This is a genomic window from Sulfurivirga caldicuralii (assembly GCF_900141795.1).
Classification (GTDB): domain Bacteria; phylum Pseudomonadota; class Gammaproteobacteria; order Thiomicrospirales; family Thiomicrospiraceae; genus Sulfurivirga; species Sulfurivirga caldicuralii.
On the sequence record NZ_FSRE01000004.1, the window covers coordinates 38,585 to 53,286 of the forward strand.

At 59.2% G+C, this 14,702-nt stretch carries 16 protein-coding genes; all 16 read right to left on the reverse strand.

The genetic code is table 11. The features are described from left to right. Nucleotides 1-41 precede the first annotated feature (41 nt). The 16 genes from BUQ81_RS07925 to BUQ81_RS08000 all read right to left on the reverse strand — a co-directional run bounded on the left by BUQ81_RS07925 (nucleotide 42) and on the right by BUQ81_RS08000 (nucleotide 14,657). Nucleotides 42-485 (reverse strand): F0F1 ATP synthase subunit epsilon, encoded by a 444-nt coding sequence (locus BUQ81_RS07925; protein ID WP_074201876.1) that lies wholly within the window; start codon nucleotides 483-485, stop codon nucleotides 42-44. A 6-nt stretch (nucleotides 486-491) separates the two neighbouring features. Next, nucleotides 492-1,880, reverse strand: a complete 1,389-nt coding sequence (gene atpD, locus BUQ81_RS07930) for a F0F1 ATP synthase subunit beta (RefSeq protein ID WP_200770575.1) — start codon at nucleotides 1,878-1,880, stop codon at nucleotides 492-494. Between the two features lie 30 nt (nucleotides 1,881-1,910). Further along, nucleotides 1,911-2,786 (reverse strand): F0F1 ATP synthase subunit gamma, encoded by an 876-nt coding sequence (gene atpG, locus BUQ81_RS07935; RefSeq protein WP_074201878.1) that lies wholly within the window; start codon nucleotides 2,784-2,786, stop codon nucleotides 1,911-1,913. Between the two features lie 12 nt (nucleotides 2,787-2,798). Continuing rightward, complete coding sequence (gene atpA, locus BUQ81_RS07940; protein WP_074201879.1) at nucleotides 2,799-4,340, reverse strand: F0F1 ATP synthase subunit alpha; 1,542 nt, start codon at nucleotides 4,338-4,340, stop codon at nucleotides 2,799-2,801. Between the two features lie 16 nt (nucleotides 4,341-4,356). Next, the gene (locus BUQ81_RS07945) at nucleotides 4,357-4,893 is read right to left on the reverse strand and encodes a F0F1 ATP synthase subunit delta (protein WP_074201880.1); all 537 of its coding nucleotides are present in this window, start codon (nucleotides 4,891-4,893) and stop codon (nucleotides 4,357-4,359) included. Between the two features lie 12 nt (nucleotides 4,894-4,905). Beyond that, nucleotides 4,906-5,376 (reverse strand): F0F1 ATP synthase subunit B, encoded by a 471-nt coding sequence (locus tag BUQ81_RS07950; protein ID WP_074201881.1) that lies wholly within the window; start codon nucleotides 5,374-5,376, stop codon nucleotides 4,906-4,908. A gap of 56 nt (nucleotides 5,377-5,432) precedes the next feature. Further along, nucleotides 5,433-5,723 carry a F0F1 ATP synthase subunit C gene (atpE, locus tag BUQ81_RS07955; protein ID WP_074201882.1) on the reverse strand — a complete coding sequence of 97 codons (291 nt, stop codon included), beginning with the start codon at nucleotides 5,721-5,723 and terminating at the stop codon, nucleotides 5,433-5,435. Between the two features lie 126 nt (nucleotides 5,724-5,849). Next, nucleotides 5,850-6,656 (reverse strand): F0F1 ATP synthase subunit A, encoded by an 807-nt coding sequence (atpB, locus tag BUQ81_RS07960; protein WP_074201883.1) that lies wholly within the window; start codon nucleotides 6,654-6,656, stop codon nucleotides 5,850-5,852. Nucleotides 6,657-6,668: 12 nt separating this feature from the next. Next, nucleotides 6,669-7,034 (reverse strand): ATP synthase subunit I, encoded by a 366-nt coding sequence (locus BUQ81_RS07965; RefSeq protein ID WP_074201884.1) that lies wholly within the window; start codon nucleotides 7,032-7,034, stop codon nucleotides 6,669-6,671. Beyond that, nucleotides 7,031-7,318 (reverse strand): AtpZ/AtpI family protein, encoded by a 288-nt coding sequence (locus tag BUQ81_RS07970; RefSeq protein WP_074201885.1) that lies wholly within the window; start codon nucleotides 7,316-7,318, stop codon nucleotides 7,031-7,033. The genes BUQ81_RS07965 and BUQ81_RS07970 overlap by 4 nt, the downstream gene beginning before the upstream one ends. 143 nt (nucleotides 7,319-7,461) lie before the next feature. After that, the gene (locus BUQ81_RS07975) at nucleotides 7,462-8,331 is read right to left on the reverse strand and encodes a ParB/RepB/Spo0J family partition protein (RefSeq protein ID WP_074201886.1); all 870 of its coding nucleotides are present in this window, start codon (nucleotides 8,329-8,331) and stop codon (nucleotides 7,462-7,464) included. A gap of 10 nt (nucleotides 8,332-8,341) precedes the next feature. After that, nucleotides 8,342-9,109, reverse strand: coding sequence for a ParA family protein (locus tag BUQ81_RS07980; protein WP_074201887.1), 768 nt, complete (start codon nucleotides 9,107-9,109; stop codon nucleotides 8,342-8,344). Between the two features lie 3 nt (nucleotides 9,110-9,112). Continuing rightward, on the reverse strand, nucleotides 9,113-9,748 hold the full coding sequence (gene rsmG, locus BUQ81_RS07985) for a 16S rRNA (guanine(527)-N(7))-methyltransferase RsmG (RefSeq protein WP_074201888.1): 636 nt from the start codon (nucleotides 9,746-9,748) through the stop codon (nucleotides 9,113-9,115). After that, nucleotides 9,741-11,636: a tRNA uridine-5-carboxymethylaminomethyl(34) synthesis enzyme MnmG gene (mnmG, locus tag BUQ81_RS07990; protein WP_074201889.1), complete on the reverse strand. Its 1,896-nt coding sequence runs from the start codon at nucleotides 11,634-11,636 to the stop codon at nucleotides 9,741-9,743. Before mnmG ends, rsmG begins: the two co-directional genes overlap by 8 nt. A gap of 114 nt (nucleotides 11,637-11,750) precedes the next feature. Then, nucleotides 11,751-12,572 (reverse strand): NADPH-dependent 7-cyano-7-deazaguanine reductase QueF, encoded by an 822-nt coding sequence (gene queF / locus BUQ81_RS07995; protein ID WP_084188321.1) that lies wholly within the window; start codon nucleotides 12,570-12,572, stop codon nucleotides 11,751-11,753. Between the two features lie 57 nt (nucleotides 12,573-12,629). Further along, a complete protein-coding gene (locus BUQ81_RS08000; protein ID WP_074201891.1) occupies nucleotides 12,630-14,657 on the reverse strand; it encodes a putative bifunctional diguanylate cyclase/phosphodiesterase in 2,028 nt (675 codons plus the stop codon). Between the last annotated feature and the right edge of the window lie 45 nt (nucleotides 14,658-14,702).

A 14,702-nucleotide genomic window follows, 5' to 3' on the forward strand; every position in this document is an offset into this window, starting at 1 on the left:
CGCCCGGAGGCGCTTTTGTATTGAAGCTGTCGAGGGGGAAATCAGTGGGAAACGGTGAGTCCCCGTTTCCCCAGGCGCTCGCGCAGCTTGGAGATGGCTTCCAGCTGAGCAATGGCTTCGCTAAGCTCCGCCTGCGCCTTGGCAAAGTCCACTTCGGACTCGGCCTTTTTCATCGCCTCTTCGGCACGCTGCTTGGCCTCCAGCGCCTTGGCCTCGTCCAGATCATCCGCACGGATGGCGGAGTCGGCCAGGATGGTGACCACCTCGGGCTGTACTTCCAGAATGCCGCCGGCAACGAAGAAGTGCTCTTCTTCATCACCGCTGACAATGCGCACCAGCCCGGGCTTCAACGTGGAAAGAAACTGGGTATGGTGGGGCAGGATGCCCACCTCACCCTCGGCAGCCAACGCAAACACCTCGTTCGCCTTCCCGGAGAAAAGCGGTTGCTCGGCGCTTACGATGTCGACTTGCATTGAGACTGCCATGACTGATTACCCCTTATCTTTGAGCTTCTGCCCTTTCTCGATCGCTTCGTCGATACCGCCCACGTACAGGAACGCCTGCTCCGGCAGATCATCCAGTTCACCGCTGAGGATCATTTTGAAACCGCGCAGGGTTTCCTTCAGCGGTACGTACACACCGGGCTGACCGGTGAAGACTTCTGCAACGTGATAAGGCTGAGACAGGAAACGCTGAATCTTACGCGCACGAGCTACGGTCAGGCGGTCTTCTTCAGACAGCTCGTCCATACCCAGAATGGCGATGATGTCCCGCAGTTCCTTGTAGCGCTGCAGGGTCTTCTGCACATCGCGTGCGATTTCGTAGTGCTCGGTGCCCACAACCTGCGGATCCAGCTGACGAGAGGTGGAGTCCAGCGGGTCGATCGCAGGGTAGATACCCATTTCGGCGATGGCACGGTTCAGTACCACGGTCGCATCCAGGTGAGCAAACGTGGTCGCAGGAGACGGGTCGGTCAGGTCATCGGCTGGTACGTATACCGCCTGCACGGAGGTGATGGAACCTTTCTTGGTGGAGGTGATACGCTCCTGCACCATACCCATCTCTTCCGCCAGCGTAGGCTGATAACCTACCGCAGAAGGCATACGACCCAGCAGGGCGGATACTTCAGTACCGGCCAGCGTGTAACGGTAGATGTTATCGATGAACAGCAGTACGTCACGGCCTTCGTCACGGAAGTATTCCGCCATGGTCAGACCGGTCAGAGCTACACGCAGACGGTTACCTGGCGGCTCGTTCATCTGACCGTAAACCAGGGCTACCTTGTCCAGTACGTTGGACTCCTTCATTTCGTGGTAGAAGTCGTTACCCTCACGGGTACGTTCACCCACACCGGCGAATACGGAGTAACCGCTGTGCTCGATGGCGATGTTGCGGATCAGCTCCATCATGTTTACGGTTTTACCTACACCGGCACCACCGAACAGGCCGACCTTACCACCCTTCGCGAAGGGGCAAACCAAGTCGATAACCTTGACGCCGGTTTCCAGCAGCTCGGTCGCAGGGGCCAGTTCGTCAAACGCAGGCGCCTTGCGGTGAATGGGCCACTTGGCTTCGGCGTTGACATCGCCCGCGTGGTCGATGGCTTCACCCAGCACGTTAAAGATGCGGCCCAAAGTGGCCTTGCCCACGGGAACAGAAATGGGGTTGCCCGTGTTGCTTACGCTCATGCCACGCTTCAGGCCATCGGACGGACCCATGGCGATTGCGCGAACGACGTGATCACCGACTTGCTGCTGAACTTCCAGCGTCAGGTTGGCGTCGTCGACAATCAAAGCGTCATAGATGTTTGGCAGGGCTTCGCCGTCGAACTCGACGTCGATAACCGGGCCAATGATTTGTACGATTTTTCCGCTCATGATCTTGTACCTTTGTCTTTAAATTCCAAACCCTTAGCCTTCGATTGCCGCAGCACCGGACACGATCTCGGAAATCTCCTGCGTAATCGCGGCCTGACGGGCCTTGTTGTACGCAAGCTGCAGTTCCTTGATGATTTTGCCGGCATTGTCGGTCGCGTTTTTCATCGCGATCATACGTGCAGACTGTTCGCACGCGGCATTTTCCACTACAGCCCCATAAACCAGCCCCTCGATATAGCGGTTCATGAGGGTGTTCAGGGCTGTCTTGGCATCAGGCTCGTAGATGTAATCCCAGTAGACCGGCATCTTCTCCTGCTGGGCCGCATCGGCGACAACGGGCACCAGCTGCTCGATCTTCGGCTGCTGAGTCATGGTGTTGACGAACTCGTTGGAAGCGATATAGAGCGTATCCAGCTCGCCACTGTCCAACTTGTCCAGCATGACGCGGACTTCACCGACCAGATCTTCTGCATGGGGTGCATCACCCAGGTCCACTACGGAGGCAACCACATTGCCGCCCACGTGTTTGAAAAAGGTCTCGGCCTTGCGGCCGATCAATGCCAGTTCCACGGTTGCACCGTTTTCCTGCCATTCCTTGATGCTACGGATACATCTACGGAACAGGTTGTTGTTCAGGCCACCACACAAGCCACGGTCGGAAGATACGACGATCAGGCCGATCTTCTTGTGTTCGCTTGGCTGAGTATAAGGATGCTTATACTCAGGGTGCGCATTGGCCACATGGCCGATAACGCGCTTGAGCTTTTCCACATAGGGGCGGCTGGCTTCCATGCGCTGTTGTGCACGGCGCATTTTTGCCGCAGCCACCATTTCCATGGCTTTGGTGATCTTCTGGGTATTCTTGATCGAGTTGATCTTACCCCGGATTTCCTTACTTGCACCTGCCATGGCTAAACCCTCTTAGTAGACACCGTTGGCCTTGAATTCCTCGATCGCCTTGCGCAGTTCCGCTTCGATCTCGTCGTTCCAGTCACCGGTTTCGTTAAGTTTAGCCATCAGGTCAGCGTTGTTGCTGTTCAGGTAGGCATGCAGGGCACGCTCGAAGTCGCCAACCTTCTCGACAGGGATATCGTCCAGGAAGCCTTCATTGGCAGCATACAGAGATGCGGCCATTTCACCAATGGACAGCGGTGAGTACTGAGGCTGCTTCATCAGCTCAGTTACACGCTTGCCGCGCTCCAGCTGAGCACGGGTTGCCGCGTCCAGGTCAGAGGCGAACTGCGCGAAGGCTGCCAGTTCACGGTACAGTGCCAGGTCAACACGGATACCGCCACCCAGCTTCTTGATAACCTTGGTCTGCGCAGCACCACCAACACGGGATACAGACAGACCGGCGTTGATGGCAGGACGGATACCCTGTGCAAACAGAGAAGTCTCCAGGAAGATCTGACCGTCGGTGATGGAAATCACGTTGGTCGGAACAAATGCAGAGATGTCACCGGCTTGCGTCTCGATGATCGGCAGCGCGGTCAGTGAACCGGTCCTGCCTTTCACTTCGCCATTGGTGAAGTTTTCAACATACTCGGCGTTCACACGCGCCGCACGCTCCAGCAAACGGGAGTGCAGGTAGAAGATGTCACCCGGATAAGCTTCGCGGCCCGGCGGACGACGCAGCAGCAGAGAGATCTGACGGTAGGCCCAGGCCTGCTTGGTCAGGTCATCGTAAACAATCAGGGCATCTTCACCGCGGTCACGGAAATATTCACCCATGGCACAACCCGCATAGGCTGCCAGATACTGCTGAGCCGCCGGATCGGAGGCGTTGGCCGCCACAACAGTGGTGTACTCCATCGCGCCATACTCTTCCAGCTTGGTCACAATATTGCGAACGGTGGAAGCCTTCTGACCGATGGCCACGTAGATACATTTAACACCGGTACCCTTCTGGCGGATGATAGCGTCGATAGCAATTGCGGTCTTACCGGTCTGACGGTCACCGATGATCAGCTCACGCTGGCCACGGCCGATCGGAATCATGGAGTCGATCGCCTTGATACCGGTCATCAGCGGCTGGTCAACGGACTGACGGTCGATAACGCCCGGCGCAATACGCTCAACCGGCGAAGTTGTCTTGGCGTCGATGGGACCCTTGCCGTCGATGGGACGGCCCAGCGCGTCAACGACGCGGCCCAGCAGCTCGGGACCAACCGGCACTTCCAGAATCCTACCAGTACAACGTACGGTGTCACCTTCGGAAATGTGTTCATATTCACCCAGAACAACGACACCCACGGAATCGTGCTCAAGGTTGAGCACCATGCCGTAGGTGTTTTCGTCGAACTGGACCATTTCGCCGTACATGGCGTCGGACAGACCGTAGATCCGTGCGATGCCGTCGGCGATGCTGATGACAGTGCCTTCACTGCCTTTCTCGGCAGTGACTTCAAAACCTTCGATGCGGTTTTTGATCAGGTCACTGATTTCAGAGGGATTCAGTTTCATGCTTTCCTCTCCAGAATTATTGGGCGATTGCTGCACGCAGCTTCTGCAGCTGGATGCGGGCGCTTCCGTCCGCAACCCAGTCGCCGATACGAATACGCATGCCGGCGATCAGATCAGGGTCAACGCTGTAGTCGATGTCCACATCGGCGTTGAACTTGGCTTTAAGTGCAGCAGCGATTTTCTCTTTTTGCTCGACCGTTGGCTCCATGGCCGAAACGGCGTGCGCTTGAATGCGGCCTTCGGCCGCCGCACGCATGGATTCGAACACTTTGGCCACTTCTGGCAGCAACAGCAGACGATCGTGATCCGCCATGGTCTGCAGCAGCGCAAGGCCGTCCTTAGGCAGCTTGTCGCCCAGGACGTCCGCGAACAGCTGCACCTTGACACTGCGCTTGATCTCAGGGTTTTTCAGTACCTTGCGTACCGTTTCTTCCTGCGCGATCAATGCCAGGGTTTCCAGAAGTTCTGACCATTGCGAAAGCTGATTGGCCGCCTTGGCGTGCTCAAACGCCGCTTCGGCATAAGGTCGAGCAATGGTCAATGTATCTGCCATACCGTTGTTCCCTTAGATTGATTGAACCAGGGAATTGAGCAGCTGCTCGTGTGCCTTGGCATCCACCTCTTTCTGCAGAATCTTCTCTGCACCGGTGACAACCAGTTCTGCAACTTCCTTGCGGAGCTGCTCACGTGCGTGCGCAATTTCCTGTTCGATTTCGGCCTGTGCGGCTGTCTTGACCCGCTCGGCTTCTTCCTGTGCCTTGATCTTCGCGTCTTCCACGATTTCATTGGCACGTTTTTCAGCCTGGGCAAGAATGTTCTGAGCCTGTGCCTTGGCGTCCTTCAGGACCTCCTTGGCGCGCTGTTCTGCCAGCTCCAGCTCATGCTTACCCTTTTCGGCGGCTGAAAGGCCGTCGGCAATGCGTTTCTGCCGTTCAGCCATCAGCCGTGTCAGCGGGCCCCACAGCACCTTGTTCACAAACCAAATCATAAGGATGAACGCTACGATTTGGATGAGAAGGGTGGCGTTAATATTCACTGTGGTGTCCTCGTTAGTGGTTTAAACAATCGGGGTGACGTGCACTCCGCTTGTAATCAAGCGCCCAGAGCCGCTTTCATTGCGCCAACGAACGGGTTGGCAAACAGGAACCACATTGCGAAAGCCAGAATGATGAACGGGAAGGATTCCATCAGACCCGCGAAGATGAACATGTTGGTCATCAGCTGAGGGCGCATTTCAGGTTGACGTGCAATCCCTTCCAGTGTCTTGGAACAGATCAGACCCCAGCCGATTGCAGAACCCAAGCCTGCAGCAGCCAGAATCACACCTACACCAATTGCAGTCGCAGAATAGATATCAGCGATCATAGCAGCGGTTACTTCCATGGTCTTACTCCTAGTTACAAAGTTAAAGTTACAAAGTTAAAAAGTCGGTTTGGCCCTTGGCAGGGCCGCCTCTGTTTGCGCCTGTGGCGCCGTGTTTATCCGGGCCGGCGAGCCAGCCCTCACGGATCAGTGATCCGTGCTGTGTGCCATGCCAAGATAAACGATGGTGAGCACCATGAAGATGAAGGCCTGCAGGGTAATGACTAGCAGGTGGAAAAGCAGCCAGCCAAGATCCAACACAGCCTGCAACGGCGCCCAGAACAGTGCAGCGGCACCCACTGCCAAGGTTCCGCCGATCAGTGCGATCAGCATGAACACGAGCTCCCCTGCGAACATGTTGCCGAACAGTCGCAATGCCAGGGAAATGGGTTTGGCGATCTCTTCGATCAGTGTCATCACAACATTGATCGGCGCCAGATACGGTCCGAAGGGATGGGTCAGGAACATCTTGATAAAACCACCCACGCCTTTCGCTTTAAGGTTGAAGACAATGATCAGACCAAATACGGTGAAGGCCAGCGCCAGTGTGGTGTTCAGGTCGGTCGTCGGTACCACACGCATGTGCTCGATACCCACCAGCTGACCCAGCCACGGCAGCAGATCCACCGGAATTAGGTCCATAAAGTTCATCAGCCAGACCCAGGCGAAAATGGTCAGCGCCATGGGGCCGATAAATTTGGGTGCGCCCGGGAAGGCGTCCTTGATATTGGTCTGAACGAATTCGATCAGCATTTCAAAGAAGTTCTGCAGGCCGCTCGGGGTGCCATCGCTGGCTTCGGCAACAGCCTTTTTGCCAACCCACAGCAGGAATACGCCCAGCAGAATGCTGTAGATGACGGTATCCACATTGATGGTCCAGAACCCTTCACCGATGTGCGCATTGGTGAGGTGGTGCTGGATGTATTCGACGGTGCTTAACTTCTCCGCGCTCAAGGTCCACTCTCCTTAGTCAGTCAAACGGCGCTTGCCCCGCAGACTCAGCGCCGAGCCCAACTGCATCACCACAAAGGTGAGCACCATCGGCATCGGCTTGAGTGCGAAGAGCGCCAGCCCTAATGCAAAAAACACGGCAAGCAGGATAAACCTGATTACCGCACTCATATATAAGACGGTCATGCCCTGCTTAGGGTTGTTCGCCGCCTGTCGATTGGCGATGCGGAACGTGCCACCCAGCAGCAGCAGGTTTGCCACACCGATCGCCCATCCATACAGGGCCGACAGCAGCATTTCACTGCCTTGCGTGGCAAACGCGGCGACGACAATCAGGCCCAGTATCAGCTGGATCGCAATGGCCTTCTGCGGTCCGTTCATGTGCGTGGCGTATCCTTGTCCCGGCTGTCGTCACCCGGTTGTTCGTTTTCATCCGCCGCAGGCACCTGGTCCTGCAGTCGGGTCACTTCGTGAACCTTCATCATCCCGCCGATCATGCCCAGCACGCCGCAGATCAGCATGGCAATCGGTCGGGTGTCCAGCAGCTCGTCAAACACATAACCCACAAGAAAGCCTGAAATCACCATGGCGGTAAACATGGTGCCGGCCCCGATGAGGAGAAAATTGGGCCCTTTGGGGCGCGGGCTATCGTGTGGTTCGCTCACGTGTCCTTCTCAGTTCAAAAGACCAGACAAATTCACCATATCTTATACCGATTAACCCCCCATCAGCAATTGAAATGGGAGGATAAATGGGCTTTTATCATCTGGGCGGCTATAGCACAGCAGGTAGCCACAACATATGGTGCTCAGTCGCCCTGAACCCCCAAGGCATCCAAAATGCGCTGCAGGTCATCGAGATCGCTGTAGCGGATTTCCAGCTTACCGCGCCCCTTGGCACCGTGGTGAATGGCCACCTTTGCACTCAACTGCTCGGCCAGTCGCTGCTCCAGCGCGGTAATATTGGGGTCCTTTTTGGTGCGCTTTTTCGGTTTTTCCTCCTGCTGGCGCTGCACTGCTGCCTCCAGCTGGCGCACGCTCCAGCCTTCGTCGATAGCGCGCTGCCCCAGCGCCAGCTGCGAACTTTCCGGCAGGGTCAGCAGCGCCCGGGCATGCCCCATGGACAGCAGGCCGTCGTGCACCCAGGCCTGCACCATCTCGGGCAGTTTGAGCAGGCGCAGCAGGTTGCTCACCTGCGCCCGGGACACACCTACCGCTTCGGCCAGTTGCTCGTGGGTGAGGCTGAACTCGTCCAGCAGGCGCGCCAGCCCCTGTGCCTGTTCTATGGGATTGAGGTCTTCGCGCTGCAGGTTTTCGATCAACGCCATGGCCAGCGTGGCCTGATTGTCCGCCTGACGCACGATGACCGGGACAGTCACCAGACCCGCTTTCTGCGCCGCGCGCCAGCGCCGCTCGCCGGCAATGATTTCGTAGCGATCGTCCTCAAGGCGGCGCGCCACAATGGGCTGCACCATACCCTGAGCACGGAGGGAGTCCGCCAGCGCGTCCAGCGCTACCTGATCGAACTGCTGGCGTGGCTGATACTGGCCGGGCTGCAACTGCTCCACTGGCAGCTGCTCGATGCGCTGGTCACCGCCGCTGGTAGCGCGTACCGCCTTTTCACCCAGCAGCTTGTCGATTCCTCGGGCGTTGCCCAGTCCGCGTCGTTTCTTTGCCATCTGCGTTGTCCTAAATTCCGGTTCGTCGGGTGAGTTCGTTGGCAAGCGCCAGATAGGCCATGGCGCCAGTGGAGCTGGCGTCGTAGTCGAGAATGGATTGACCGTAGCTGGGCGCTTCGGCCAGGCGCACATTGCGCGGCACAATGGTGGAAAGCACCTTCATGCCGAAATGGGCCAGCAGTTCATTGGAGACGTCGTTGGCCAGGTTATTGCGCCGATCGTGCATGGTGCGCAGCAGCCCGTCGATCTGCAGGTCGGGGTTGAAGCCGGCCTGCACCTTCTCAATGGTATCCATCAGCGCCGACAGCCCTTCCAGCGCAAAGTATTCGCACTGCACCGGCACCAGCACGCCATCCGCCGCCACCAGTGCGTTGAGGGTAAGCATATTGAGCGTGGGCGGACAGTCGATAATAATGGCATCGTAATCGCCGCGCACCTTTTCAAGCACCTTGCGCAGGCGCTTCGGCCCAAGGGTTTCCTCGAGCAGGTCCACCTCGGCGGCAGTAAGATCACCATTGGCGGGCGCCACATCCACACCCGCCTCCTCGGCTGGCACCAGTACCTGCCTCAGCTTGGCCTCACCGATGAGCGCATCATACAGCGTCCGTTCAAGGGCATCCTTGTCCACGCCAAGAGAGACGGTGGCGTTGCCCTGCGGGTCCATGTCCGCCAGCAGAACGCGTTTGCCCAGTCGCGCCAACGCGGCGGCCAGATTGACCGCGGTGGTGGTCTTGCCCACCCCGCCCTTCTGATTGGCCACTGCAATGACGCGTCCCATGCCTCAGCGTTTCCTCAGTTCGATCAGACTGCGCCGCGCCGTCTCAAACGGCACGGCAAGTTCAATGATACGCACCACCGCCACATCGTCCGGCAGGTGGTCCAGCTCGTTTTCCACGTGGCCCTTCATGCCCCACCAGCGGCCGTCATCGGCAAGCAGGTGGCGGGTCAGGCACACAAAATCGCCCAGATCGGCAAAGGCGCGCGAGATGATGCCCGTAAACGGCGTGTCCACTTCAAACTGCTCCACCCGCGCCTGCGCCACGTGCACATTCTGCAGCCCCAGTTCGCGTACTGCCATGCGCACGAAGCGTGCCTTCTTGCCATTGCTGTCCAGCAGGGTCAGCGCGGCGTCCGGCCACACGATGGCGAGAATAATGCCAGGGATGCCCGGCCCCGTGCCCACATCCAGCAGGTGCCGCTGCGGGATATGCGGCACCACCGCCAGCGTGTCGAGCACATGGCGGCGCAGCATCTCCACCGGCTCGCGCACCGCGGTGAGATTATAGGCGCGATTCCACTTGTGCAGCAGAGCAACATAGTCCAGTATCTGCGCCTGCTGGGTTTCGGAGAGCGTCAGCCCCAGCTGTGCAGCCCCCTGCAGCAGATCGTGCTGGGCCTGTTCGCGCCAGTCAGCCATTGACCGCCTGCTGCGCCTTGCGCTTTTTCAGGTGGATCAGCAGGAGGGAAATGGCCGCCGGCGTCACCCCGCTGATGCGACTGGCCTGCCCGAGTGTCGCTGGTCGATGTGTCTTCAGCTTCTGCTTCACTTCGTTGGACAGGCCGCTGATGGCGTCATAGTCCAGATCCTCCGGCAGCGGGGTGTTTTCTGCCTTGCGCAGCCGCTCGATCTCCTCCTTCTGGCGCGCGATGTAGCCGGCGTACTTGGCCTCGATCTCCACCTGCTCCACCACCTTCTCGTCCGCCAGCGGCTCACCGAATGCATCCAGCTGCGCCAGTGCCTCATAGCTGACGCCGGGGCGCTTGAGCAGATCGAACAGACTCTGCTCCTTGGACAGCGGCAGCTCCATGAGCTGTTCCGCCTTTTTCGCTTCGGGGTGATGGGGGTGAATCCAAGTGTCGCGCAGCCGCTGCAACTCCCGTTCCAGCGCCTCCATCTTGCCCTCGAAGGCGGCCCAGCGTGCGTCATCCACCAACCCCAGCCGACGACCGACGGGCGTAAGGCGCTGGTCGGCATTGTCCTCACGCAGCATCAGGCGGTATTCGGCGCGGGAGGTAAACATGCGGTAAGGCTCCTGCGTGCCGAGGGTGATAAGATCGTCCACCAGCACGCCGATATAGGCTTCGTCGCGGCGGGGATACCACGGCTCGCGCCCCTGGGCACGCAGCGCCGCATTGGCGCCTGCCAACAGCCCCTGTGCCGCCGCCTCTTCATAACCGGTGGTGCCGTTGATCTGGCCAGCAAAATAGAGTCCCTCGAGGGCGCCCGTTTCCAGCGTCGGCTTGAGGTGGCGCGGGTCGAAGTAGTCGTATTCGATGGCGTAGCCCGGACGCACGATACGGGCATTTTCCAGCCCTTTTATGGAGCGCACGATCTGCACCTGCACCTCAAAGGGCAGACTGGTGGAAATGCCGTTGGGATAGAGTTCGTTGGAGGTGAGACCTTCCGGCTCGATAAACACCTGATGGCTGGGCTTGTCGGCAAAGCGCACCACCTTGTCCTCGATGGAAGGACAGTAGCGCGGTCCTACGCCTTCGATTACGCCGGCGTACATGGGCGACTGGTCCAGCGCGCCCTGAATGATCTCGTGGGTGCGTTCGTTGGTGTGAGTAATCCAGCAGGGCACCTGCGCAGGGTGCATCTGCGGCGAGCCCATGAAGGAGAATACCGGCGGCGGTTCATCGCCGGGCTGTTCGGTCATCACGGAAAAGTCCACCGTGCGCGCGTCCAGCCGTGGCGGCGTGCCCGTCTTGAGGCGACCCACCGGCAGATCCAGCTCGCGCAGGCGCTCGGCCAGCCGATTGCTGGGTTCGTCACCGGCGCGCCCGCCCTCGTAATTGTTCAGACCAATATGAATGCGCCCGGCGAGGAAGGTGCCCACGGTCAGCACCACCTGCGGCGCGTAGAACTTCAGCCCCATGCGGGTGATGACGCCGGTGACGCGGTCGCCTTCCAGAATCAGGTCTTCCACCGGTTGCTGAAACAGATCCAGATTGGGCTGATTTTCCAGACGGGTGCGGATGGCCTGACGGTACAGCACGCGGTCGGCCTGCGCCCGGGTGGCACGCACCGCCGGGCCCTTGGAGGCATTGAGAATGCGGAACTGAATGCCGGCTTCGTCAATGGCCAGCGCCATGGCCCCGCCAAGCGCATCCACCTCCTTGACCAGATGCCCCTTGCCGATGCCGCCGATGGCGGGGTTGCAGCTCATGGCACCAAGGGTGTCGATATTGTGGGTGAGTAGCAGCGTGCGCACGCCAATGCGCGCCGCCGCCAGCGCCGCTTCCGTGCCGGCATGACCACCGCCGACCACGATCACGTCATAGTGCTGAATGTCTCGATCCATGGCTCACCCGTCCCAAAACATTGAATTTTAGCAAAAAACGCCCCGCTGCCGCCCGAAGACGGCAGCGGCGAAACGGGCAAAAAAAATCGCCGTCAAAAAGTCGGGGACCCCCCCTCATTGACGCAACAGACGGGAGGTGTCCGGCTCGAAGGGATGGGTGCTGCGGTAGGGGTTGATGTCGAGACCGCCGCGGCGCAGATAGCGGGCATACACCAGCAGCTCTTGCGGCTGACAATGGCGCAGGATGTCCACAAAGATGCGCTCGACGCACTGCTCGTGAAACTCCCAGTGATTGCGGAAGGAGACGATATAGCGCAGCAGACCGGCGTGATCGATGCGCGGGCCTCGGTAATGGATTACCACCGTACCCCAGTCCGGCTGGCCGGTGACCAAACAGTTGGACTTGAGCAGGTGGGAATAGAGGGTTTCTGCCAGGGTTTCGCCACCGCTGCGCAGGTGCTGCGGTGCCAGATCATAGTCCGAACAGGCGATATCCAGATCATCCAGACGCATGCCCTCTGGCGCCGGCGCGCAGGGTGGCGCCGCTTCCACATCGTACAGCGCCACCTGTACCGGCGCGCCACTGGCCTCTGACAGATCGCGTGCGAGGGTGTCGCGCACCGCTTCCTCGCTGGCAAACACGGTATTGTTGAATGAGTTCAGATAGAGCTTGAACGACTTGGACTCCACCAGCATGGGACTGGCGGCATCAAAGCTAAAGCGCCCCACCGCCACCTGCGGCTTGCCCTGGGCATTGAGCCAGGAGAGCTCGTAGCCGGTCCACACATCCACGCCCACAAACGGCAGCGCTTCGGCCTGAATGCCCAGCTCGTCGCGCTTGGCCTGTCGTGGCAGCGGGCACAATAGCGTGGGGTCATACTGACTGCAATAGGCGGTAGGCTTGCCAAGCGGCAGCTGTGCATAGGGATCGGTCATGGCGTGGTCCTGATAAGCTAATCCCGATAGCATAGCGAAAATGACGGGATAAATGCATCAGCTCTGCAAAGTCGGGCACCTGCCCACGCCCACATCATGGGCGTCGAGCCAGGCGAGGAAATCGTCAATGGGCATGGGGCGGGCACAATAATAGCCCTGGATCAGGTCCACACCGGCCTGTTTGAGCCAGCGGTACTGTGCTTCCGTTTCAACACCTTCCGCCACGATGCGTTTATTCAGTGCCCGGCCCATGCCGATGATCGCCCGCGCAATCTGACGATCTTCTGCATCATCCGGCAGGCCATCAACAAAAGCCCGATCCACCTTAAGTTCACCCACCGGTAGCTGCTTGAGCAGCGCCAGCGACGAATAGCCGGTGCCGAAGTCGTCCATGGAAAGCTCAAATCCAGCCTCGGTCAGTTGATCGAGGGCGCGACGGGCCGGTCCTTCCTGCCAAACGGGTGAGCTCTCAGTGATTTCCAGGATGAGGCGCGAGGGCTCTATGCCGGCAGCCTGAACCTCGTGCAGCAGGTCACCCGCAAAAGTGGGCTTCACCAACTGGAGAGGGGAAATATTGATGGCCAGACGGAGAGGATGGCCATGCGCATCCAGCCTTGCGAGATGTTCGCATGCCTGCTGCAGCATGATGCGAAAGAGGCGGTCGATCAGGCCCTGCTCTTCTGCCACAGGGATAAATTCCGCCGGACTGACCCAGTTTTCATCATGGCGCCAGCGCGCCAGCAATTCAGCGGTAGCCACCGCATCCGTATGCACGCACACCTTGGGTTGCAGCCAGGCAGAAAATGCCTGCGGCTGCGCGTCCAGGTCGTGGCGCAGCGCCGCACCCAGCTGATAGAGGTGCTCCACGTGGCGCATGTGTGCCGTATCGCAGTTTCCGATGCTGCTGCTGGGGGACTTTTTGGCAGCCGTCATGGCCAGGTCGGCACAGCGCAGCAGTGCTTCCCGCTCGTACAGTTCGGTGGGCGTCGCCTCGGCAACACCAATCGCCACCGACATCGGAATCGTCGTCCGCCCTACGGTAATGGGGGCATCAAATGCCTCCACAATGCGCTGCGCTTTCTGCTGTACGGCCGCTGCATCCAGCTCGGTGGAGCAGACCACGCCGAATTCGTCCGCGCCCAGCCGCGCCAGAAAACAGACTCGTCCCAGCGCCTGCTCCAGACGCTGCGCGGCCGTCCGCAGCACCTCATCCCCCATACGCTGCCCCAGGCTGTCGTTAATCTGGCGAAAGCGGCGCAGATTGATGAGCATGATCCAGAAGGGCAGGCGATCGCGCTGCACCCGCGCCAGGCGCTTCTCCAGATACTCCATGAAATAGCTGCGGTTTGGCAGACCGGTAAGACTGTCCTGATAACGCAGATCCTGAATGGTGCGGCGGGCGCGCTCTAGCGGTGACAGATCCGAAAAAACGCCCAGATAATGCTGCACCTCGCCTTGATGGTTGGTAATGGCGGTGATGCGCAAACGCTCCAGGTAGATTTCGCCGTTCCTGCGGCGGTTATAGAGCTCACCTTCCCACACGCCCGTATTATTCAGCTGCGCCCACATGCGTTCGTAAAACGCCTTGGTCTGCAGGCCGGACAGGAGAATGCGCGGCGTCTTGCCCTTGACTTCCTCTTCGCGATAACCGGTGATTTCGGTAAAGGCGGGGTTCACCATCAAGATGCGCTGGTTGGCATCGGTGACCATCACCCCATCCAGACTGGCGTCGAGCACCTCACGCGCCAGCTCCATGCGCTGCAGCTCCCAATAGCGTTCGGTGACTTCTTCAAGAATCAGCAGCTCGCCCTGCTCACAGCCATCAACGGCAACCGGCTTGACCTCCACCTGCAGCAGGTAGTGCCGATCACCTACGTTAAAGGGGGCAAATTCCAGGGGGGCAGCGCTGGCGCGCGCCATGCGATGGAGCTCGAGCAGGTTCTGCGGGCACTGCTGGATGGAAGAGGTGGCTTCACACCCAGTGAGCTGGTAAAAGGCACGATTTGCATAGGCCAGTTCTTCCTTGCAGATCAGTGCCACCGCCATGGGCATGGCGTCGATCAGCGGAGCATATTCTTGAAACATGGTCGGTTTTTCGTCGGGTTGTCAGAACCACCCCTGGCGCGGCAT

Bases quoted from the DNA above. Each gene is read 5' to 3' on its own strand.
- BUQ81_RS07925 (WP_074201876.1), bottom strand. From the start codon at position 485: ATGGCAGTCTCAATGCAAGTCGACATCGTAAGCGCCGAGCAACCGCTT.
- atpG (WP_074201878.1), bottom strand. From the start codon at position 2,786: ATGGCAGGTGCAAGTAAGGAAATCCGGGGTAAGATCAACTCGATCAAG.
- atpA (WP_074201879.1), bottom strand. From the start codon at position 4,340: ATGAAACTGAATCCCTCTGAAATCAGTGACCTGATCAAAAACCGCATC.
- BUQ81_RS07945 (WP_074201880.1), bottom strand. From the start codon at position 4,893: ATGGCAGATACATTGACCATTGCTCGACCTTATGCCGAAGCGGCGTTT.
- atpE (WP_074201882.1), bottom strand. From the start codon at position 5,723: ATGGAAGTAACCGCTGCTATGATCGCTGATATCTATTCTGCGACTGCA.
- BUQ81_RS07965 (WP_074201884.1), bottom strand. From the start codon at position 7,034: ATGAACGGACCGCAGAAGGCCATTGCGATCCAGCTGATACTGGGCCTG.
- BUQ81_RS07975 (WP_074201886.1), bottom strand. From the start codon at position 8,331: ATGGCAAAGAAACGACGCGGACTGGGCAACGCCCGAGGAATCGACAAG.
- BUQ81_RS07980 (WP_074201887.1), bottom strand. From the start codon at position 9,109: ATGGGACGCGTCATTGCAGTGGCCAATCAGAAGGGCGGGGTGGGCAAG.
- rsmG (WP_074201888.1), bottom strand. From the start codon at position 9,748: ATGGCTGACTGGCGCGAACAGGCCCAGCACGATCTGCTGCAGGGGGCT.
- mnmG (WP_074201889.1), bottom strand. From the start codon at position 11,636: ATGGATCGAGACATTCAGCACTATGACGTGATCGTGGTCGGCGGTGGT.
- queF (WP_084188321.1), bottom strand. From the start codon at position 12,572: ATGACCGATCCCTATGCACAGCTGCCGCTTGGCAAGCCTACCGCCTAT.
- BUQ81_RS08000 (WP_074201891.1), bottom strand. From the start codon at position 14,657: ATGTTTCAAGAATATGCTCCGCTGATCGACGCCATGCCCATGGCGGTG.